The sequence below is a fragment of the Rhodoplanes sp. Z2-YC6860 genome (genome assembly GCF_001579845.1).
Classification (GTDB): domain Bacteria; phylum Pseudomonadota; class Alphaproteobacteria; order Rhizobiales; family Xanthobacteraceae; genus Z2-YC6860.
Map to the genome: position 1 here is coordinate 6,012,392 of NZ_CP007440.1, position 19,703 is coordinate 6,032,094.

The 19,703-nt window shown below is 58.6% G+C and carries 17 protein-coding genes; 2 read left to right on the forward strand and 15 right to left on the reverse strand.

The genetic code is table 11. From position 1 onward, the window contains the following. Positions 1-103 precede the first annotated feature (103 nt). The 3 genes from RHPLAN_RS28280 to RHPLAN_RS28290 form a co-directional block, all read right to left on the reverse strand. Positions 104-2,470 (reverse strand): tetratricopeptide repeat protein, encoded by a 2,367-nt coding sequence (locus RHPLAN_RS28280; protein ID WP_084245718.1) that lies wholly within the window; start codon positions 2,468-2,470, stop codon positions 104-106. Between the two features lie 256 nt (positions 2,471-2,726). Next, a complete protein-coding gene (locus RHPLAN_RS28285; RefSeq protein ID WP_068031953.1) occupies positions 2,727-3,659 on the reverse strand; it encodes a DUF2950 domain-containing protein in 933 nt (310 codons plus the stop codon). A gap of 60 nt (positions 3,660-3,719) precedes the next feature. Next, positions 3,720-4,982, reverse strand: coding sequence for a DUF3300 domain-containing protein (locus tag RHPLAN_RS28290; RefSeq protein ID WP_084245720.1), 1,263 nt, complete (start codon positions 4,980-4,982; stop codon positions 3,720-3,722). 219 nt (positions 4,983-5,201) lie between these two features. On the opposite strand from RHPLAN_RS28290, the gene RHPLAN_RS38605 reads away from it, so the two are divergent. After that, entirely contained in the window at positions 5,202-5,558 is a 357-nt protein-coding gene (locus RHPLAN_RS38605; RefSeq protein ID WP_084245722.1) for an HdeA/HdeB family chaperone, read from the forward strand. Between the two features lie 78 nt (positions 5,559-5,636). Here the strand turns inward: RHPLAN_RS38605 and RHPLAN_RS28300 are convergent, their stop codons facing one another. The 6 genes from RHPLAN_RS28300 to RHPLAN_RS38610 form a co-directional block, all read right to left on the reverse strand. Further along, a complete protein-coding gene (locus tag RHPLAN_RS28300; protein ID WP_068025376.1) occupies positions 5,637-6,962 on the reverse strand; it encodes a TAXI family TRAP transporter solute-binding subunit in 1,326 nt (441 codons plus the stop codon). A gap of 16 nt (positions 6,963-6,978) precedes the next feature. Further along, positions 6,979-8,025, reverse strand: coding sequence for a SphA family protein (locus RHPLAN_RS28305; protein ID WP_068025379.1), 1,047 nt, complete (start codon positions 8,023-8,025; stop codon positions 6,979-6,981). Between the two features lie 101 nt (positions 8,026-8,126). Next, a complete protein-coding gene (locus RHPLAN_RS28310; protein ID WP_084245724.1) occupies positions 8,127-9,626 on the reverse strand; it encodes an arylsulfatase B in 1,500 nt (499 codons plus the stop codon). A 219-nt stretch (positions 9,627-9,845) separates the two neighbouring features. Next, a complete protein-coding gene (locus RHPLAN_RS28315) occupies positions 9,846-10,856 on the reverse strand; it encodes an AraC family transcriptional regulator (RefSeq protein WP_084245726.1) in 1,011 nt (336 codons plus the stop codon). A gap of 204 nt (positions 10,857-11,060) precedes the next feature. Then, positions 11,061-12,032: an OmpA family protein gene (locus tag RHPLAN_RS39730; protein WP_157100531.1), complete on the reverse strand. Its 972-nt coding sequence runs from the start codon at positions 12,030-12,032 to the stop codon at positions 11,061-11,063. A gap of 40 nt (positions 12,033-12,072) precedes the next feature. Beyond that, positions 12,073-12,567: a DUF992 domain-containing protein gene (locus RHPLAN_RS38610; protein ID WP_084245728.1), complete on the reverse strand. Its 495-nt coding sequence runs from the start codon at positions 12,565-12,567 to the stop codon at positions 12,073-12,075. A gap of 230 nt (positions 12,568-12,797) precedes the next feature. On the opposite strand from RHPLAN_RS38610, the gene RHPLAN_RS28325 reads away from it, so the two are divergent. Next, entirely contained in the window at positions 12,798-13,205 is a 408-nt protein-coding gene (locus RHPLAN_RS28325; RefSeq protein ID WP_068025390.1) for a hypothetical protein, read from the forward strand. Positions 13,206-13,489: 284 nt separating this feature from the next. On the opposite strand, the gene RHPLAN_RS41060 is transcribed toward RHPLAN_RS28325, so the two are convergent. The 6 genes from RHPLAN_RS41060 to RHPLAN_RS28350 form a co-directional block, all read right to left on the reverse strand. Then, the gene (locus RHPLAN_RS41060; RefSeq protein ID WP_084245730.1) at positions 13,490-13,759 is read right to left on the reverse strand and encodes a hypothetical protein; all 270 of its coding nucleotides are present in this window, start codon (positions 13,757-13,759) and stop codon (positions 13,490-13,492) included. 512 nt (positions 13,760-14,271) lie between these two features. Beyond that, a complete protein-coding gene (locus RHPLAN_RS28330; RefSeq protein ID WP_068025392.1) occupies positions 14,272-14,751 on the reverse strand; it encodes a tetratricopeptide repeat protein in 480 nt (159 codons plus the stop codon). Positions 14,752-15,079: 328 nt separating this feature from the next. After that, on the reverse strand, positions 15,080-16,714 hold the full coding sequence (murJ, locus tag RHPLAN_RS28335; protein WP_198164533.1) for a murein biosynthesis integral membrane protein MurJ: 1,635 nt from the start codon (positions 16,712-16,714) through the stop codon (positions 15,080-15,082). Positions 16,715-16,896: 182 nt separating this feature from the next. Continuing rightward, entirely contained in the window at positions 16,897-17,607 is a 711-nt protein-coding gene (locus RHPLAN_RS38620; RefSeq protein WP_084245734.1) for an outer membrane protein, read from the reverse strand. A 382-nt stretch (positions 17,608-17,989) separates the two neighbouring features. Continuing rightward, the gene (locus RHPLAN_RS28345) at positions 17,990-18,478 is read right to left on the reverse strand and encodes a DUF992 domain-containing protein (protein ID WP_068025398.1); all 489 of its coding nucleotides are present in this window, start codon (positions 18,476-18,478) and stop codon (positions 17,990-17,992) included. A gap of 123 nt (positions 18,479-18,601) precedes the next feature. Beyond that, positions 18,602-19,657, reverse strand: a complete 1,056-nt coding sequence (locus tag RHPLAN_RS28350) for a SphA family protein (RefSeq protein WP_442971786.1) — start codon at positions 19,655-19,657, stop codon at positions 18,602-18,604. Positions 19,658-19,703: the final 46 nt, after the last annotated feature.

Below are 19,703 nucleotides of genomic sequence, written 5' to 3' on the forward strand. Positions count from 1 at the left end.
CGATGACTGAACGCGGAGCCCTTAAATCATAGAAGCAACGAGCAACGGGGACTACTCAAATCCCGCAACCGTTGCTGGAGGGCCGCAAAAGACCTTGCAAAGATCACGGCTTATCAGGAGATCCCAACTGCTTCTCAAGAGCATCGATCAAAGCAGCGAGACCGCGGTCTGCGGGCTGCAATTGCGCCAACCGTCTTGCGTAGCCTAGAGCGGCTTTGACATCGCCGCTGTCGCGATGGAATGCGATCAGTGCCGTCAAGGTGCCGCTGTGGCTGGGATGTCGTGCAAGGTTCTGCTCCAGCACCCGTACGGCCTCGTCCGGACGACCGGCCGAATGAAGCGCCACGGCATAAGTATAGGCATATGTCGCACTGCTCGGATCGAGCTCAGCAGCGCGGGCCAGTTCCTCGAGCGCCTCAGTGCGACGTTTTGCGCGAACCAGCGCCAGTCCGAGCCCATGATGTAGCCCTGCATCCTGCGCCGCGGACGCGATCGTCGTACGCAGGACTTCAATTCCTTCTTCGTTGCGCCCCAATTGCCGATAGAGATCGGCAAGATCGACCGCCGCCGGAGCAAACTGCGGGTTCAAGCGCAGCGCTGCCCGGTATTCCATTTCCGCGTCGGCAAACATCCCTCGCCGAGCATAAAAGGCGCCGAGAGTGGATCGCGCCTCCGGGCGATCGGCATTGAGACGTTGGGCAGCCACGAACTCAGCCGCCACGCGCTCAAAGCGCTGACGATCCGCCGGCGGTTGGTTCGCAGCCGGAACCGCAGCCAACAGCGATACCGCCCTCAACCGTACGCCACGAACCGGGTCGGACAGGAGCGGCGAAGCAAGTGGCCAGAGCTGATCGGCCCGACCTCCTTCAAGCATGTCGAGCGCACCCACACGCACGAGCGGGCTTCGGTCAGAGAGAGCGGACCGCGCAAGACCTATGTCGATGGAGGGGGCATGGGCCCCCAACTCCCCCAATGCGCTGGCTCGAACAAAGTCCGGGCCGGTGGTGTCAGACGCAACGATCGCCAGAAGGTTTGCAGCGTCTGTTTGGTCCGTCCATCCGGCGTGAAATGCTTGCGCGTATTTCTGAAATCCTTCGCGCTGCAACCCGAACCAGCCCTCGACCGCTGCAGCCGCCCACTCGGCCGGCCTGTCACGATGACAATCATTGCAGGCGTTCGATGTCCCGACCTTTACCGAGATATCCGGCCGTGGAATGCGAAAGCTGTGATCGTGTCGCCGATCAACGCCCATGTAGGTATGCGAAGGCATGTGGCAGGACGCGCATGAAACCGGCAACCGAATGTCCGCATGGTGATGGTGGCTGGCGTCGTCGTATTTCTCTGGCGAATGGCATTGTCCGCAGACATTGTTGCCCGGTGCACGCAGAGCGGCACTGTGAGACTCGTGGCAATCGCTGCAAGTGACCCCCATCGCAAACATCTTGCTTTGGACGAAGGGGGCGTAATTGTAGGTTTCCTGCTCATCTCGCATCTGGCCGTCGGGGTGAAAGAGGCCACGAAGGAGTGGCGTGACCTGATGGGTGTCAGCGAGGGGGCGGCCGGGGACCCAATTCTCGGACAACTGACTCCGCCTCGCATGACAAAGGCCGCAAGTTTCGACCTCCTTGCGCAGAGACGCCGGTGTGACACTGCGCTGAGGCCTTTGCCTCGCCGGGTCCTGCTGCCAGGTCACACCGCGGCGTTCGTCGAACCGAACGAGCAGCCCGTTGTCACGATCGCCGGTTTGCCCGAACCGCCACCACTGTGATTTATCGTTAGCCCATGCAACGTGCCGGGATCCCTGGCCGTGGCATGCTTCGCAGCCCACGCTGATTTCGCTCCAGGTTGTCGCGAATCGATCCTTAGCGGCGTCATAGTTCTTTCGAACGCCTGTCGAGTGGCATTCGGCGCACATAAAATTCCAATTCTGATTGAGCTTGGTCCAGTGCAAACTGTCGTCGTGGCGAATGTTCTCGTTTGGATAGAGATGAAACCAGCGTTGCCCCCCGTGGTCTTTTGGGCGGCTGTCCCATGCGACTGAGAGCGCTTGCAACCGGCCGTCTGGGAACTCGATGAGGTATTGCTGCAGCGGATCGAATCCGAACGTGTATTTGATTTGGAACGTAGCAAGCTGCCCATCGGGCCCATCTGTCTCGACAAAGAACTTGCCGTCCTTGCGGAAGAACCGCGACGTCACTCCGTGATTCTCGAAGCTCGCGTTGTTGAAATCGCCGAGGACGGATTGATCCGTTGCGTGATCCATCGCCCGCTGATGCTGGGATGTCCTCCAACGATCGAACTCGGGCTTATGGCAACCGGCACACACCTCGCTGCCGACGAAGGTCGCGGGCCGAGCCGCTTGTGAGCTCGCAAGAAGCGAGGGCCCTTTCGATATTAACCAGGCAAGGCCGCCAACGAAAAGCACCGCTGTCGCGATAGCGATCGCGACAAAAACCTTCATTCTCGACATTGCCCCCTCAGCAGGACCTTGCTGCGCGGACGGCTGCGTCCGTGATCGTCGATTGACTCGGGGGCGTCGAGAGCGGGCCACGGGAGCGGTTCCTCATGTCATCGGAAGCGAAAGGCTAAGCCAGCCGCGACAAGACGACCACGGAATTCTGCTGGCCACGGCCCAAGAGCCTGGCTTCCCAGGCAGGCGTCCAAATCTTTTTTGCGATCGCGCAAAGCCTGCTTTCAGTGCGGCCGGCAAGCCCGCCTGTGCGCAGCTACTTGGCCGCGCTCTCCACACGCTTCCACGTATGATCGGGATTGAACAGCTTGATGTCCGAGGCAACTCGATCCGTATTCGGTCCGAGGTCCTTCTGATAGATGGCGCCGTCGTGATTGACGACGAAGGTCATGACTCCAGAATTCCCGTAGCGGGCCGGATAGGCCAGTAGTGCAAATCCTCCAATCATCTTGCCGCGAACGACATAATCGTAAGCGCCACCGGATGCGGCTGGGCCCTGCCCGGTCAAAATCCGATAGTAATAGCCGTGGAATGGCACCTGTTTATCGGTGCGATAGCCCGCTGCCGACGCGCGCGCCACAAGCTCGCCAAGAGGACTTTTCGGACTGCCTTGCACATCCGGCCAGTACAGCCCATCGCGTTTGCCGGGCGTGCTCACGATGCGCTGTGCGTAAGCGTGCAGGTCGGTGCCTTGTGGGTCGGCAGCCGCGTATTCATTTTGCGCGTCGACGTAAGCGAGACAGACCTGGATTGCGTCGAGTTCGTTGCTGCCAATACGGCGATACAGGATCTCTCGGCGACCGCTTTCCGTATCAAACTGCCATGCGCCGTCCTTACGAATCATCGGAATTGGAAATGGCCAATCGCCTGAACCGATCACGAGGACAGCTTTATTGTCTCCTTCGAGAACGATCTTGTGCTTCGCTTCAAAGTTACTGAGAAAATTTGTCCGGGCGGCCTTGTCGGCAACGATGTCGCCCGACGAGATGATATCGCGACCTTGGGAGCCCAACACTGCGATGGCGCGATCGTCGCTGTCGGCCTTTGCGGCAGCGATCAACACGTCCACCGCTTCATGGGGCGATTTGAATGATTGCTGTGAGTTCGCCGGTTGCGCCGCCATCGCGATCAAAGCGCTCACACAAATGACAAGCCACCACGACGGTCTACGTGCGCTGCTTACGGTCATCTTCATCCCCGCCGACATGTGAGTGATTTTGAAATTTTGCTATTCATCTAGAGGATCGCACTAGCGCCCTCGACGCATTCCGCCGCCACCACCACCACCGCCACCGCGCCCAGGGCGCTCTCCGCCAAACGACCGCCCTCCCCCAGCCATGCCGCCACCAAGGCTTTCGCGGCCACGCTCAGAGCTCAGTCGTGCGCCGTCGCCGTTCCCGATACCGGAGAACGCATTGGATTGGTCGCGCCCGCCCAAATCCGCCGTTCTGTTGGGTGCGGCGTTCGGGCCGCCAGCACGGTTGCTGGAAGCGGCGCGGTCGCGATTGTTGGGACCATTCAAGTTGGCCGGTCTGTCGTTGCGCCCCGCCTGAGGGCTACCATTCGGCCCGCTCGAAAGATCTCGCCGATTTGCATCGGGTCTCAACACCTGCTCGCCATTTCTGCCGCGGAAGTCCATCCGCTGGTTGGCCTGGCTGAAATCGGCCTTTCCATATCGCTGTCGCAATTCGGCATTGTTGTATTGAACGCCGCGACGGTGCGCCGAATTGTGCTCCCACTTGTTGATCGTGTTGCTGTTGTTGACGTTGATATTGATATCGTTGTTGTTCCAGTTGAACCCGCCGCCCCAGACTGCGCTGCCAACAGCAACGCCGGTCGCGAAGGCCAACCCGGTTGCGAATGCCGTCCCTGCCACGTAGCCCGGCGGCGGGTAGTAAACCGGCGGGTACGCCGGGTATGCCCAGGCGCCGTATACGACCGCGGGATTGTAATAGGGAACGTAGATCGTCCCGGGGACAGCGGACTGGATAACAATGACCTGCTTGTTCTGCTCGGTCTTGACGACGACTGTCTGTTCCTTCGTCGACGCCAGCTTCTTGGCCGCTTGAGCTTTCGCACGGAGCCGCTGGATGGCATCCATGACGTCCTTTTGCTGCGCCAGAACCGCATCGCCGAGCTTTTGGGACCAGTCCAGCCTTTCGCTCATCATTGCGAGGACGCTCGGGACCGCAATCAGGGCTTTCACGCTCTGATCCCAGTTTTGGCCCGCCAATGCCGTTTTGAGTGCGTCGCCCTTCAGCGTCTTGTGCTCGCGCGCCCAGCGGTCGGCCTGAACGACCTCGAGTGGATACGTTGACGCGATGAGAACCTGCGAAAGGACATCATCCTGGTAGAGCGCGATCGGCGCGAGTATCTGCTCCAGCTGTTCCGGCTTGAGCAATGGCTGCGCCGGAGTTGTCGTGCCGGCCGGCGCTGCCGTCTGTGCGAAGATGGCGCCCGGCGACGCGCAGACCAATCCAGCGGCGATGAAGCCAATTAGCGGCACTCTCACTGGCCTGCTCCCTTTGGTGATCTAGCCAACCATGTGTCGCTCTTGGTACGAGCGACCGTCGCCCACACGTTGCCGACTGATCATTTCGGGGACTACTCAGAAACCGCGAAGGGTGATCAGCGAATGCCATCGAGGCCCTTCTGGCCCCTACAAAACGGATTCTTTTTTGCACGCTGCGCTTTTCGATCGATCATCGCCGATTCTGAGTAGGCGTTCGTTATGGCCACTCCTATTGGTCGGCTGATTGAAGTTATTGGGGAGGTTGTCGAGATGACAATGCCAAGACTAGCAGCTCTTTTAACTCTACTGGTGTTCGCGATGGCTTCAGGGGCGCAAGCCCAGGAGCATGCGGACATGTCGAAGGTGACGTGTTCGGAGCTCACAAGCGTACCGCTTGAAGATGCAGTGGCCACGGGAATCTGGTTGAGCGGGTACTACAACGGAAAGCGCAACCGAACCGTCGTCAATCTGCAAAATCTGCGCGCCAACACCAAGCTCGTCATCGAACACTGCCAGAAGAATCCCAAGAAGACCGTAATGCAGGCGGTCGAAGCGCTGGCCAAGTCGATAAAGTAGGATCGACCTGCCAATCGTGCAGCTGGACACAATTGGCGCGCCGGGCAACCGGCGCGCCAATTTGTCGAGTCCCGCAGACTAAGCCAATGGCTGCGATGCGCCGGCAGGCACAAGCGATTGTCTGCGAAAATTGATCAGATGCTCGAGCCTGCTGGCCGCAAGGCTCAACGCACCGGTCTCGGTTGCTTGTGCATCGCCGTTGCCATGTCTTTGCAACTCACGATTCAATATCTGATCGATTTCATCCTCGATCGCGACCAGATCATGATCGTCCCTGGCGGCCCGGATGCGCGCCCCTAGCGCGTGCAGATCGTCCAGCGGGTTGGTTGTGGGCCCCGGTGGCCCAAACTCCATGAAGCGACGCGCCCCTGCCCACAGCGACGTGAGTGAGCCGAATATCATCATCCCATAAAACAGCACGTCGCTATATTTTTCAAAGAAGGTCGTCTGAGATCCCTGGAAGAACGCCGACGCTCCCGGATGGACCTGGATCGGCGGATCCTTGTCGGCGCCCGGCGCACTGATTTGCACGAGGCCCGGGACCTCGGAGACCAGCTCCTGACGCAGATTCATGATCGTTTTCGCCAAGTCCGAAATCAGTTCTTCCGGCACATCCTTATGTGCCGCCAGAAATAGAGGCACACGGATCGTATCGATGGTGTCATCCGGGATCGGGGGTGATGTCCGGAATACTCCCTTTGGAAGCTCGAAGCTCTCGTACTGCGGTGACACAGCAGCGAGCGCCTCCGCCGAGTCCAAAGCGATGATGTTCGGCTGTTGTTTCGCACCGGGCGGAACGAGACCGCGAAGAGTTGTCAAGTATCTTTGGGTGAGCGGCGCGACGACGAGCACTGCGCTGACTTGTTTTTTCAGAATTGCCTGCCGCGCTTCCGCTGGCGTCAGATCCTTGATCTGAAAGCCCGCACGGGTGAGCCCGTATTCTTTCACAAGCAATTCAACGAGCCGTTGATTGACCTCTGTGTCGACGACACCAAGAACCTTTCCGTTCAAATCACCGAACGACTTGATCGAAGAACCGGCAGGCACGACCACCATGGCTGTCAGATGCGTGATAAGCACAACGCTCCGGGCCGCACTCAAATCCCCGACATCTGGTCGCAGCACCGCAAGATCGACCTGCTTCTTCGCCAGCGCCTCGGATGCGGCAATCGCGGTCGCGGTATCGACGACCTTCAGCCGAGTGCGCGTTTTGCTCGACGCGACCCTTTCGGCGAGCAACGACAGCGCACGAACCACTTCGCCATCGACCGATCCCCCGGCCACAGTCAGCGTTATGGGACGCGTCAGATATTGATAGGCTCCCAGCCCCGCACCAACCGCCAAAAACAAAAGGCCAACAACCAGCGCGATTCTGGCCGATCGCGACCCGAGCATTGCCACCATTCTGTTCGCACCGCTGCTATTTGGTGATCATGGTCTTCGGCCGGGCGCCTGGCGGCGGCGGAGCCGACGCAATCACAAACGTGACCCACGCATTCCAGCCTTCAGCGCGGTTCTCCGCGTTGAATTCCTTATAGCCTTTGAAATTCAAATAGCCCTGTTTGTCGCCCACAGGGAAAATGAAGCCGACCTGCGGCCCGATGGCCGCGACCCGTGACTTGAAGTCACCCAGGAAGACCGGCTGACCACTGTCAGCCGTAAGCTGCTGATAGTGATATCCGACCAGGCCCACGTGCATTTGCTTTGAAAGGAACTGGGACGCACCCCAATCCAGATGGAAGCTGGTCCCGTTCTGGTAGTCCGTCGATGGGTTGGTGAAATTGTATGTGAAGCCGGCGACGGCCGAAAACTCATGACCCTTCTGCGGATCGAAATACGTATATCCACCACCGGCATCGATGGCACCATGTCCAATGCCCACATTGGCCAGATTGCTCGAATCATAGGTCCCGACCGGGATGCCCCCGGTCATGTAAGCCATGTAGTTGTGCACGCCAGCGTTCCACCGAAGCGACACTTGCGGATAAAGATCGCCAACTCCGCTCTCTGCATCACTGATGGAGCCGTTGCGCACGAGCGCTAGCGGTCCCAATGTGCCCATCGCCGTTCCGTTGATCGACGTGTCGGTGCGGCCATAAATCACAGTCATCCCGGCAGCCAGCTGCCCTCCGAGCACCGGGTTCGCAAACACGTAGCTCGGCGCAAAGATCGCGAGATCACCATGCGCCTTCAGATTGGTATTGAGGTTGACGTTCAGGGTCGAGGTAAACCGGCCGGCCTCGACCTGGCGGGCCGCACTCACGTTCCCGTCCGCTTTGACCGACGTGTGATAGTAGGCCGTGGCCAGCATCCAGCCGGGCTGTTGCGGAAGCGCGGCCATGCTTCCGTATTGTCCGGGGAGCCAAAAGCTGATGCCAGCCTCGTCGGCGTGAGATGCGCTTGGGTACTGCAGCAATGCGGCAACAGCTGCCGATGCCCACAGCAACGGCTTGGTCTTCGTATTCATTGACTCCCCCAACCCCACACAGAATTTCGGTGCCGCGCTTGCAACAGTCTCCATCCGATGCGGGTGCGCACAATCCCGCCGGTTCTGATTGATCGCGGCTCTTAGTCGGCTTGCTGATAGAAGGTATCTTCATTGGGAAGAGCTGGTGGCGTCGTCCTCACGCCTTTGACGATCTTCTGAAAGACTTCGGTCAGCAGCAGCGAACGCGCCATTTCGGACGCCAAGCCGTCGATCCGCTTTTGCAGCTCTGCGACTTTCTCAGGATTCTGCTCCGCAAGGTTGCTCTTTTCGTACGGGTCGTTCGCCAGATTGAAGAGCTCAATCTTGGAAGGCAGCGTCGACCGCCAAACGAGCTTCCAATCGCCCTTGCGAACCGCACCACGAAACGCTTCGACGTTGTAAACCACCTCATCGCGCGGGCTCGGCTTGCCCTCGGCGATCGTCTGCCACACATCAAAGCCATCGAGAGGTTTGCTCTTCGCGGTGCTGGCACCCGCAAGCCTCGCGATAGTCGGATAGTAGTCGACGACATGGATCATCTGATTCACGACGGTGCCGGGTTTGATGTGACCGGGCCAATTGACGAGTGACGGGACGCGGACACCGCCTTCGTACAGATCGCCTTTGCCGCCGCGCAACGGCCCATTGTCGGACGGCAACGGTCCTTTCACTTCACTCTCACCGCTCATGAGCGTCGATTTATTGCCACCGTTGTCGCTGTGGAACACGATCATCGTGTTCTGGCGCATTCCACGCTTGTCCAATGCTTGCACGACCCTGCCGATCTGATCGTCCATAGCGGTGATCATTGCCGCATAGGCGCGACGATTTGGATCGCTGATGTGCTTGTATCGGTCGAGATAGGCTTGCGGCGCCTGGTACGGCGCGTGCGGGGCTGTGAAAGCGAGGTACATGAACAGCGGCTTGCGCAAATCCTGTCGATCGATAAGCCGGACCGCATCATCACCCAGCAGCGTTGTCACATAACCCTTTTCTTGAAGCGGCTTGTTATCGCGATACCAGTCATTCTTCCCGACCGACATGTGGGTGAAATAATCGATTTCCCCGATCTGCGACCCGTACTGATAGTCAAATCCGCGCTGCATCGGCCAGAATTCGCGCTTGGCATGCCCAAGGTGCCACTTGCCGATTATCTCGGTCGTATATCCGGCCTCTTTCAGCATCTGCGGCATCAGCCACTCGTCGGTAGGCAGGCCGTATGTCGATCCGCCCGGGATGACCAGTGTTTGCAGGCCGTACCGCAACGGGTAGCGGCCAGTCATCAACGCGGCTCGCGTTGGTGTGCACATGGGCTGCACATAAAACTGCTCGAGCTTCACACCGTCTTGTGCGAGCTGATCGATGTTCGGCGTCTTGATGTCCGAACCGTGGAAGCCAAGGTCCTTCCATCCCAGATCGTCCGCGAGGATGTAGATGATATTCGGACGTTGCGCGGATTGCTGTTCCGCCGCGCCTGACTGTGCAGCATCGATTGTGCGGGCCGATGGAGCGAGTGGCTGCGCCTGCGAAGGTGTCGAACTGGCCAACCAGCCGGCGAATGCAGCCAAGCCTAAGGCAACACCGATACGTATAGCTTTCATACCAACTCCCCCGTCCATGCCGCCCCTCGGTCTCGTGTCGCGTCGCCGACAGCAAAAGTGGCCAGTCAGACGCCGAGATGCATCGCTCGGTCGCCGCCGCAGCGGCGGACGCAACCATGCAAAACATGCGATGTGCCTGTTTGGCGGGCTACTCAATTTACGCAAGGAAGTGCAGATCTGCGCAGAGCTGCACTTGCGCTTGTGATCTCAAGTCAAACCCTAGGACATCGCCTCGCGATGCACACCCCTGGCCCGATTCAGCGTTTGCGAGGGAGACTCGCCGAACCGATGACGGTAATAACGCGCGAAATGCCCGAGATTTCCAAAGCCGCAGGAGAACGCAACGTCGGTCACCGAAGTGCTCTCGATGGCGTGCACCAGGAGTTCGTTTGCATGCTTCAGCCGGACCCCGCGCACGAACTCCATCGGTGAATAGCCGCGGTGCTGCTTGAATGAATGAAAGATGCTTCTCGCGCTGATGCCCGTCACGATCGTAAGCGCCTCGACCGTCAGCGGCTGATCCCAGTTGGCCTCAATGTACCCTTCTGCCAGCCGAACCTGCCAGGGACTGGAATTGTCCGGGTTTCTTTCCAGGTGCTGGGCATGGTTGTGTCGATTGCCGCAGAGGTAGGCAACCATGATCGACTGCTCAAATTCCGCAAGCGCCAGCGTTGAAGGGGGTGCTTCGATCTCACTTAACTGCTCGACGAGCAAAATGCATTGTCGCCGGACAAAGTCAGCGCCCGGCTGCCGAAGGTCCGAAGCCAGTTCAAATCTCAGCTGCCCCTTCAACGGCGCCCCGGTCAACGCTTCGAACTTCTTGTTCAACGCCGCAGCATTTATCTTCAGTGCGAGTTGCTTGAAGTCGCCCGCATATTTCAGCCTGGTGCTCTCGTGGGAGCTGGCGACGCAAGAGTTGGTGCGATCGACCGGAACAGTGGCGCGACCCGATCCAGCCTCGGCATTGCCACCGAGCGAGAACAGTTGGCCGAAATATTCGAACGCCGGGAGCTCGATCTCGAGCGGAGACCCATGGGTCGCGTAAGACAATCCAAGACTTTGGAGCTGGCAATGATTGGCTCGGACGTTGAAAGATTTGGTGTCCCGGGGAATTTTGAAATCGATGTGCCCATAATAGCGCGTCACCGAAGCGATCAGTTCATCGACGCTTCGTGTCCGTATGAGAGGAAAGCGGTCTAGGGGCTGTTGGCCAGCCGACGCGCTGCTCATTGCTACCCCCCGGTCAGAACGAGCAATTAAAACATGAATACTATGGCGTGTAATTTGACACACAGCCCCTTTGATTTAAAGGGGCTATGAAAAGCGGCATTTCGCTTTGTTATGAATTATCAGGATTACCAAGTGGGCGTTTTCAATTGGTTTGGGCTGAGACTAATGACTGTTTGGCAGCCAGCATTCTCCGCGCCAAAATTCTTATCGTGAGATCGGCCCGATGTTGATGAGCTGCACCCGCCGGTTTTCGGATGCCTCGGGACTATTGGGCTTGAGCAGTTGCTCTTCTCCGAGCCCGACAGCTTCGATTCGCGACGCATTGATCCCGAAAGGATTGATCAACGCTTCGCGAATGGCATCCGCACGTTGCTGGCTCAACTTCAAATTGTATTCGCGGTTACCCTTGGCGTCCGTGTGGCCGACGATCAGGAAGCGATAACCTTGCAGGTATGGATGGTTGAGTGCGTCAGCCATCAAACCGACCGCCCGGAACGAATCGGTGCGAATGCGGGCCGAGTTGAAGTCAAACTGGATCGCGATGGTCAGCTGTGCATGCTGCCCCAGTTGAGCGGACAGCGGGGCACGATTCATCCGGTTCGCTCGGGATGGATCGTTCATCGACTGCAACGCGAGTTGGCGGAGGCTTGCGGCATTGATGGTATTGGCGGCCTGTTCGATCCCTTGCAAGCTGCTGACAAGATCGTTCGAGTCCAGCGCAACCTGGCTTGTCCCTGCCGACGGGCTCAGCGACACGTCGTAGCCGGCGTTGGCGACCGTCTGCCGGCACTGAGGGCTGACGCGCTGTCTCGCCTTGTAGAAGCACTCCATCAGGTTCCCATCGCCGGGCTGGATACCAGAACACAGCCGCCTGATATCCGAGTCACATACCCGCATAACGGAAGCACGCGCCTGGGCCCGCGTCGCCACCAGCGACTTCAGATCGGCAATGGTAGACTTGCAGCTCGGAGACACACCCGCCTGGTTCTGCTCCAAGCATTGAGAAACGCGCCCACCGCCGAGATTGAGTGTCTTGCAGAACTTGTCGATGTCCTTCGCGCAGCTTTGGGCGAGGCGGTCGATGGCTTCCGCATAGCCAATCGTCTGGGAGGAAGCGCACCCGGCGCCAACCGTCCAGACAAGGCAAGCCAATAGAACGTACGATAGCAATTTCATATTCGCCTCCGGAGGGCTTACAGTTGCGTATTTGCGCCAGCTATCGAGCCGCCTGCAGTTCGAGTCCTGCAACGCCCAATGCGATATTGACCCCCACCTGCCCTTCGACAGACACGGGCTGCAACGCGACAGCTTTGTTCGAGCCGCCGATCATCACGTTGGCGCCGGCTCCAATGCCGAGCGCGATGTCGCCGCTTGCACCCACATATCGGCCAGCGAGTCCGCCGCGAGGAGAGATATGTGCCGAGGTGAGAACGGCCCATGCCATAGCGCCCCCGGCCGTAACTCCAAGATCAAGGCCAATACGGGTTATCGCTCCAGCATAGGCTTCGGAAGGCCCGCCGCCGTCGGGCGTGAATCGACAGCCTATCTTTTGCCGCGAACCCACGACGAGTCCGACGGTGGGCGCCAACTTGCAAGAAAGCACGCCAGAACGCGTGTAAGATTTTTGCTGACCGAGAGACGGCACCGCCATCACGCTGACAAGCGCGCACGCGAACAGCAAACTGGCGCCGCAATTTGATACTATCGGCATGAATCATTCCCCCGATCTCAACGACGCTGCAATGATCCCTGAAAGAGCACCAGCCGCGATGCGCGACTACTCAGCGCACGCAAGAGTGAGCCGAAACCCGCAATCTTTCGCTCGGAATGCCGCTGACCTCGTGAACAATCGCACCGGGCGATCGCCGCGCTGGGCGTGCGGAGGTCATTGGTTGCACATATTGAGTAGCTTCAGCGTATCAGCCTGCTGAAATCGCGCCGATGATTAAGCTCGTCACTGCTAATCACGGTGGAATCATCAACGTCCATATCAAGGGGCGGCAGTCTGCTCTGGAGTTTGGCGAAGCCGGCGGAACGTTTGCGAAACAGTACGCCGGTTTGATGCGTCTGCTTGTTTTGTTCGATTGGTCCGCCCTCGCTGGCTGGGATGATAACGATGCCGCCTGCGCCGCCTGCCGAAAGTGGCAGGAGGCTGCCCGTGCAATCGATCGGGCTGCCATTGTCCACGAGCATTGCTGGAATCGTCAGGCGGCCGTAATGGGCGCGGTGCTCCGTCTCAACCGAGTTTCCGTGCGATCCTGGGCGGTGGCGGATTGCACGAAAGCAGCTGCCTGGCTCGATGCGGCGGGCACAAAGGTAGCTAACCGATCGAAGAACGGTTCGAGATGATCGGGACCTATGAGATCTATCGCGTGGTGTGCAGCCTCGCGAACGGGGATTCCGGCACGCTATTGCGTTGACTCATGTTGGCTGCACACGTCATCGGGCCACCGCGGCTACGCGGCCGGAGGCGCGGTCTCGACTTGCGCCGCGCGAGGCGTGTTTCGCGCCGGTAGCGGCGCCGCCTACCCCCGGGTTGGATCCCAAATCCGACGGCACAACCGCCTGCACCGGCTATTTCTATTGCCATGCGTCGGTTCGGTCTGACGCACCGCGATCTTCAACTGATCTGACTAGCGCGGAACACAGCCCACGGGGTATCCCACTGCGGTGCAATAAACGATAGCACGTCGTACGGGAGCCACGACTACGGCGCGCCTAACAGTGCGACGCGTCGTGCGACGGGCAACCCCGGCGACGCTGCCCGGAGTCGCTGGTCGCCCAATGCGAGCTTGCGCACTGTCGACAGCAGGCACGGGCCAGCCCGTAGCCGACCACTCAACGGACAACGGCGCTTCGCAAAGCAGCACGACAGTCGCGATCAGGATACCCAGCTTTTTCATGGTAATAACCTCGTCATGATGGCCAATTCGAATATGATTATTTGACCCCAGGGTCTTCCGTCCGCTTTTGATGCAGATCAACCAGCCGGCATTTGCTACGCAAGCGCGGTGTGGCGGGATCATCTTGTTTGTGCCCGGCCGTGACCCATTTGAAATGAATGTAGCTCGCGCAGACAAACGCATTGGATCGTCAAGCGCTCGATCCAAATTCTCGGCAGCGGCGAGAAAATCAGTTTGTGGCCTCTAGCCGGACGAGTTCTGGGTCTGTTCGGCGTAGGACATGAGTTTATGTAGCCGGACCGCGGGGACGCCGGCCGACGCACATCTTTGCTTCTTCAGGCGCCGTCGGTCGGAGCAAGCTTCATTCGCCGATCGTCACTTTTTCGGATTGCGAGTCCAACTTTGAATACTTCGCACTAAAGTTTGAGCCGCAGCATCAGTGGCGATAGATGGCAAGCGTTCAGCGTAACGGAGAGCGGCGGAAGCAGCTCCGGCGTCACGGTTAAGCGCGACTAGCGCCAGCAATATATTTCGATCCTCCGCCGAGATAAGGCTTGTTCCAACACCGCGAGGGCTTGATCCACCCGGCCTGCCGAGTGCAACGCGACTGCATAGACGCATGCATACATCGCATTCGGAGGATCTAGATCAGTGGCAGTTTGCACCGCGATGAGCGCGTTATCGGTCTGCTTGAGCCGGGTGCAAGTCAAGCCTAATGCGTGGCGAAGGGCAGCATCGGGTGGCAATTTTGCGATTGCAGCAAGCAGGATCTCCTCACCATCATATTCTCGGCCGATTTCGCTCAGGAGATCGGCGGGATTAACCGCTGCCGCCGCAAACTGCGGACTTAACTTGAGTGCGGCCCGATATTCTTGTTCCGCTTCCATAGGAAGCCCGCGTTGAGCAGAAAACGTGCCGAGAGCAGTGTGCGCTTCGGGATGGTCCGCATTGATGCGCTGCGCGGCCACGTATTCGGCCGCTGCCCTACTCATCACGGCGTTTCTGTATCGGCGAAGTCACGTCGCTGAATGTACGTGCAATGCTCGCGACATCTTCAGCATTGCTCCGGTTAGCGACCTTTCTGATGCGACTCTGCGTCTGGGGGATCTCGCGGCGATGCAAGATGGCGATCGAGTATTTGTGGGGCGACCTGCGGGTCCGCTTCGGACCCAGGACTTCACGCCAGTGCTCAACTATTCCGCTTTGTCGTTGCGAGCGCGCGCGATTCTGGATGCTATGGACGAGTAATCGAAAATGGACAGAGCCAAGTAGTCGCCTCTTCCTTGGCATGCGGCGAGCTGGCACTGTCGCAGATCAATTTCAGGCGCTTTGCACGTGCAATTTACGCAACGACGCGTTGGCGAGATTGACCAACTCGGTGACTCCGAGGAGGCGCGCCATGCTCAAGTAAATGACGATCCCCACGCTGCATAAAATACCGATCCGGATCAGCATCGCGAGGAGTTGCGTTCCGGGCAGCAGTTCGTCGAGAGCCGTTCGCGCGAGCAAACCAACGACGATCGCAACACCGGCCGCCGACGCCAGTTGGAAGGCTGCAACAGCCATGCTGGGTAGGCCCTTCAAGCTGGTGCCCCTTGTCGCCGCTTCTCGCTGGAAACGCCGATGCTGCAGCGAGGCCAGGATGGACACATATAGGATAATTGCGATGGAGCTTGCCATAGCCAATCCGGTTGAGCCCCAGTGCTGTCGTAGTACGATATAAAAAGGCACCATGCCAAACGCGATGATCGTCCCGACGATCGTAGGAAGCCAAGTGCTTCCCAAGGCATAGAATCCTCGACTGATGACGGTTTGCGCTGCCCAGCCGGTCAGCCCGAAACACAGAAATGCCAGAACTGACGCCGTGGCCGTCGCGTCAGCGACACTGAACTTGCTGGAGAAAAGTCCCCAGATCAAATACGTAATCTCGAACCCGGCGAGCGTCATGCACACTTGTGCAGCAAACGTTGCCAACAACATCAGCCGCGTTGCGCGACATAGCAGAGCGTATGCATCCACCACACTTCCTGCCGCCACCAATCGGCTTAGTGTGGGATACGACGCCACGCCCGCAGCCATGCCAAACACACCTATCGGCACCTTCATCAGCGTTCGGCCGTATTGCAGGTGGGACAGGACGCCCGCGTCGAGATAGGACGCCTGGTTTTTGATGATCCATTCGTCGACGACCACGATCGAAAAGCCGATCATGATGGGAAAAGACAGCCAGATATATTGCCGAAGATCTGAACTGCGCAAAGAAACGGTCGGGTGCCAACGCATTTCCATCCTGAGGCAGCCCAACAGGGGCAGGGCGAAGGGGCCCAATATGGACCCTATGAGCACGCCCCAGGCGAAGCCGTCGGCGCCCATTCCATAGTGACCTGCCCCGAGCGTTCCTCCAGCGATAATGCAGGTTGAATAAACGAGTGGTGCCAAGGCCGGGAGTACGTGGCGATCTCGCGCTTGGAGAGCCGCGGAAAGCAACCCGCCAACAACATGAAAGAACTGTGCGGGAAGGACGATCCGAATCAGGCGCACCAGGATGTCTGCATCGGCAGGATCAGTAAAGCCCGGCGCAACAACGTGGGCCAGAGGTCGTGCGAAGATCATCAGAAACGCGATGCCAATTCCTCCAACGACAATGATGAAGTTTGCGATGGCGCTGAAGGCTTCCCAGCCGCGTCGCTCGTCGCCGGCCTCAAGATGCTTGAGAAAGATCGGAATAAAGACAATCGACAGGGCGCCCGCTGCGAGCAGATAGTTCAAGAAGTCCGGCAACGTGAAGCTGGCGAAATAGATGTCTGCCTGGCGGTTTGCGCCCAAAGTCCGGCCGATGACTTGCTCGCGCACCAATCCAATGACGCGACTGAGAAATATCGAGGCGGCCCAAACCATTGAAGCTATGGCGACTGTTCGTGTTTGGCTCACCTGTTTCGTATTGTTTTCCAGCATTCGTTATTCCGTGTGGGCCGGCGCCGGAGCGCTAACAATCGATCGCGGTCTTGACGATTTTCTTCCGTAAATTGTGAGACAGTTCGTAAAAAAACGAGAGCGGCTGCCTTGCGGAGGCAGCCGACTCCAACGCGCAACTGCAGGCAACGAATCCTCACGGTCCTCGTTAGCATTCGCTCTCGTCACATGCGCCAATTCACGCCGAACAGGATGTTCTGAGAGTCCTTCTTGAGATTGACGTTGACCCCCGTCGTCGTAGTGGCGGAATTGGTTCCGAAGTTCATGTAGTTGTACTCGATGAAGCCTGACCAATTCGGCGCGAACTTATATTCAAAGCCGGCGCCAACGTCGTAGCCGCCCTTATTGTTCGCGAATTGGCCTGTCTGGACGCCCGCGCCGTTGGTGATGGTGACGTCCATGCGCGACCAGGCGCCGCCGCCTTGGACGTAGAACAAGCCGGCTGGAATCACAGCATAACCAATGCGGCCCGTGAGAGTGTTGGCCCATTTAGTGTTGCTGCTGGCGATGCTTCCGGCTAGCGCGCCGCTTGCGAACGTTCCGCTGCCGCTCAACCCGGTCCAGTCGAACATGTCACGGATGCCGACAACGAATCCAGTTCCGGCAAATTGGTAGTCACAACCGATTTGACCGCCCCCTATCACGCCACCGTTCGTCCACGAAATTCCACCGGTTGACGATTCCACGTCAGCGCGACCCCAACCGTATCCGACGTTGCCGCCGATGTAGCATCCAGTCCAACTTGGGGCGGGCGTGACAATCGCCGGTGCCTTGTATTCAGGCCTTTGCGGAAGATCGGCAGCGCTGGCGACATGTCCGCCAGTCAGCAAACTCAAAGCGGCTAGGACGTATGGTTTTGAATTGCTGCGGAACATGAAAGCCCCCTGTTCGCTGAATCGTGTGCATTAATCCATTTACACAAACTCGACTCGTCGTCGCGCGCTTTGATCCAACGCAAACCACGCGCAGCAATGTGTCAGAATTTGAAAATGAGCGTCGTGGGCACTGAAATACGAAGGATCCAACCGGGCTAGTCGGGTCCCTCCAAGGCCGGGGAAAATGTCGGGCGTTGACTTATCTGAACACTACAATACCGAACAACGCGAAGACGATCGACGCAACTAACGCGAACACTATAATCCTGACATGGGCTTCAGCAGGCCAACTCTTCGTTTGCGCGAAATGTCTCCGTTTGCGTGTCATTCGCAATCTCAATCTCGATCAACGAATCTACCGCGCGCAGTGCCGCGTGCCGCGCTACGAACCGTACAACTGCAAGTTCGTGATGCCGCCAGCGGCGCTTAATCCGGTGAGACCTTCGACGGACCACGGCTGCAACGCCACCGTATTTTGGGAGCCGCCGAGCAGAAAATTCGAGCCGAGGCCGATACCGACCGTGGCGCTCGCGCTGACTCCATTGTAGGACCCGGCAAGAGCCCCCGGAACCATGCGCTGCGTTGGCGCGTATACTCCCCAAGTCAGGGCGCCGCCGGCCGTAAATCCCACGGCCGCGCCGACGGTGGTGAAAGTCCCCGTGTAGATTTCAGGAAATGCTCCGCCATCGGGGCTGAAGCGGCAATTCATCTTCTGGAATTCAACGACAAGTAGACCGACCGACGGTGCAATCCTGCACTCGAGGACGCCGACCTTCGTGCCAGGACCGCCGCCAATTATCGGCGGCGGCGCTTGGCGGGATGGCAAATCCCCCGCGACTGCTATTCCCGCAGTTGCCAGGATGGCTGTCATTACAGCCAAGCATGATGCAGTGCGCATGGTCGCCTCCGTTGTCGTCGGCTACCAGCTAGAGAGCATTCCTTCGCGTCCCGCTTTGATACGGATCAAATCTGTGCTGCGGCTCGCAGCGGTCCGCTACTTCGTTATCATCCGTGCACGAGTGGCAGCGGGCGGCGCTGCCGGTGTAATCGCGAACGTGAGCCAGACATTCCAGCCGTCCGGGCGGTTTTCCGCACCGAACTCCTTGTATCCCTTCAAGTTAACGTAGCCTTGATGATCGCCGACAGGGAAGATGTATCCGATTTGCGGACCGACGCCGAACACGCGCGACTTGAAATCGCCAACGCGGTCTCCACCGCCGCTGTCAGCCGTTACCTGCTGATAGGCATAGCCCACCAGACCGATCAACAACTGCTTGCTCAAGAACTGTGATGCGCCCCAATCGAAATGGAAATCGACGCCGTTCTGATAGTCGGTGTCTGTGTTCTTGAAATTGTATGTGAACCCGGCGACGCCGGAGAATTCTCGTCCCGTTTGCGGATTGAAATAGGTATATCCGCCGCCGGTATCGATCGCGCCATGCCCGATGCCGAGATTGGCCAGACGTGTCGAGTCATAGGCTCCGACAGGGATGTCGCCGGTGACATAGTACATATAGTTGTGTACGCCGGCATTCCATCGCAGCGCGAACTGCGGATAAAGGTCGCCGAACCCCGACACGCTTTGACTGATGCTGTCGGTGCGTGAGAATGGAATGCTGGCGCCGCCAACCGTCAACGCTCCATTGAGACTGCCGTTGAGTGATGTGTTGTTGCGCCCGTAAAGACCCATTAATCCGAGAGATGCCTGGCCGCCAAGCAGCGGCGTCGCAAACGCATAATTCGCAGCAAAGAGACCAGCATCAACTTTGGCATCGAGCTTGGCATTCACAGTCGCTGAGAGATTGGCGGGAAACCGTCCAATTGTGATCTCTCTCGCACGTGTCACGTCACCCTGAGCTGAGACGCTGGTGTGATAATAGGTGGTCATAAAGGCCCACCCGGGCTGCTGCTGGGGCGCGGCCGCGAGGCTTCCGAACATGCCGGGAAGCCAAAAACTCACACCACCTTCGTCTGCCATCGCCACCCCTGGGATGACCGCGCTGAAGAGCGCTGCAAATACGAAATGCGTTGAACGCTGAACAAGCGACATGACTGCCCCCTCCGACTTCGATCAGTCTCCGCCTCGGCGAACTGGG

What these genes read in the sequence shown, in the direction of transcription:
- RHPLAN_RS28280 (WP_084245718.1), bottom strand. Translation starts at nt 2,470, where the DNA reads ATGTCGAGAATGAAGGTTTTTGTCGCGATCGCTATCGCGACAGCGGTG.
- RHPLAN_RS28285 (WP_068031953.1), bottom strand. Translation starts at nt 3,659, where the DNA reads ATGACCGTAAGCAGCGCACGTAGACCGTCGTGGTGGCTTGTCATTTGT.
- RHPLAN_RS38605 (WP_084245722.1), top strand. Translation starts at nt 5,202, where the DNA reads ATGGCCACTCCTATTGGTCGGCTGATTGAAGTTATTGGGGAGGTTGTC.
- RHPLAN_RS28300 (WP_068025376.1), bottom strand. Translation starts at nt 6,962, where the DNA reads ATGGTGGCAATGCTCGGGTCGCGATCGGCCAGAATCGCGCTGGTTGTT.
- RHPLAN_RS28305 (WP_068025379.1), bottom strand. Translation starts at nt 8,025, where the DNA reads ATGAATACGAAGACCAAGCCGTTGCTGTGGGCATCGGCAGCTGTTGCC.
- RHPLAN_RS28310 (WP_084245724.1), bottom strand. Translation starts at nt 9,626, where the DNA reads ATGAAAGCTATACGTATCGGTGTTGCCTTAGGCTTGGCTGCATTCGCC.
- RHPLAN_RS28315 (WP_084245726.1), bottom strand. Translation starts at nt 10,856, where the DNA reads ATGAGCAGCGCGTCGGCTGGCCAACAGCCCCTAGACCGCTTTCCTCTC.
- RHPLAN_RS39730 (WP_157100531.1), bottom strand. Translation starts at nt 12,032, where the DNA reads ATGAAATTGCTATCGTACGTTCTATTGGCTTGCCTTGTCTGGACGGTT.
- RHPLAN_RS38610 (WP_084245728.1), bottom strand. Translation starts at nt 12,567, where the DNA reads ATGCCGATAGTATCAAATTGCGGCGCCAGTTTGCTGTTCGCGTGCGCG.
- RHPLAN_RS28325 (WP_068025390.1), top strand. Translation starts at nt 12,798, where the DNA reads ATGATTAAGCTCGTCACTGCTAATCACGGTGGAATCATCAACGTCCAT.
- RHPLAN_RS41060 (WP_084245730.1), bottom strand. Translation starts at nt 13,759, where the DNA reads ATGAAAAAGCTGGGTATCCTGATCGCGACTGTCGTGCTGCTTTGCGAA.
- RHPLAN_RS28330 (WP_068025392.1), bottom strand. Translation starts at nt 14,751, where the DNA reads ATGAGTAGGGCAGCGGCCGAATACGTGGCCGCGCAGCGCATCAATGCG.
- murJ (WP_198164533.1), bottom strand. Translation starts at nt 16,714, where the DNA reads ATGCTGGAAAACAATACGAAACAGGTGAGCCAAACACGAACAGTCGCC.
- RHPLAN_RS38620 (WP_084245734.1), bottom strand. Translation starts at nt 17,607, where the DNA reads ATGTTCCGCAGCAATTCAAAACCATACGTCCTAGCCGCTTTGAGTTTG.
- RHPLAN_RS28345 (WP_068025398.1), bottom strand. Translation starts at nt 18,478, where the DNA reads ATGACAGCCATCCTGGCAACTGCGGGAATAGCAGTCGCGGGGGATTTG.
- RHPLAN_RS28350 (WP_442971786.1), bottom strand. Translation starts at nt 19,657, where the DNA reads ATGTCGCTTGTTCAGCGTTCAACGCATTTCGTATTTGCAGCGCTCTTC.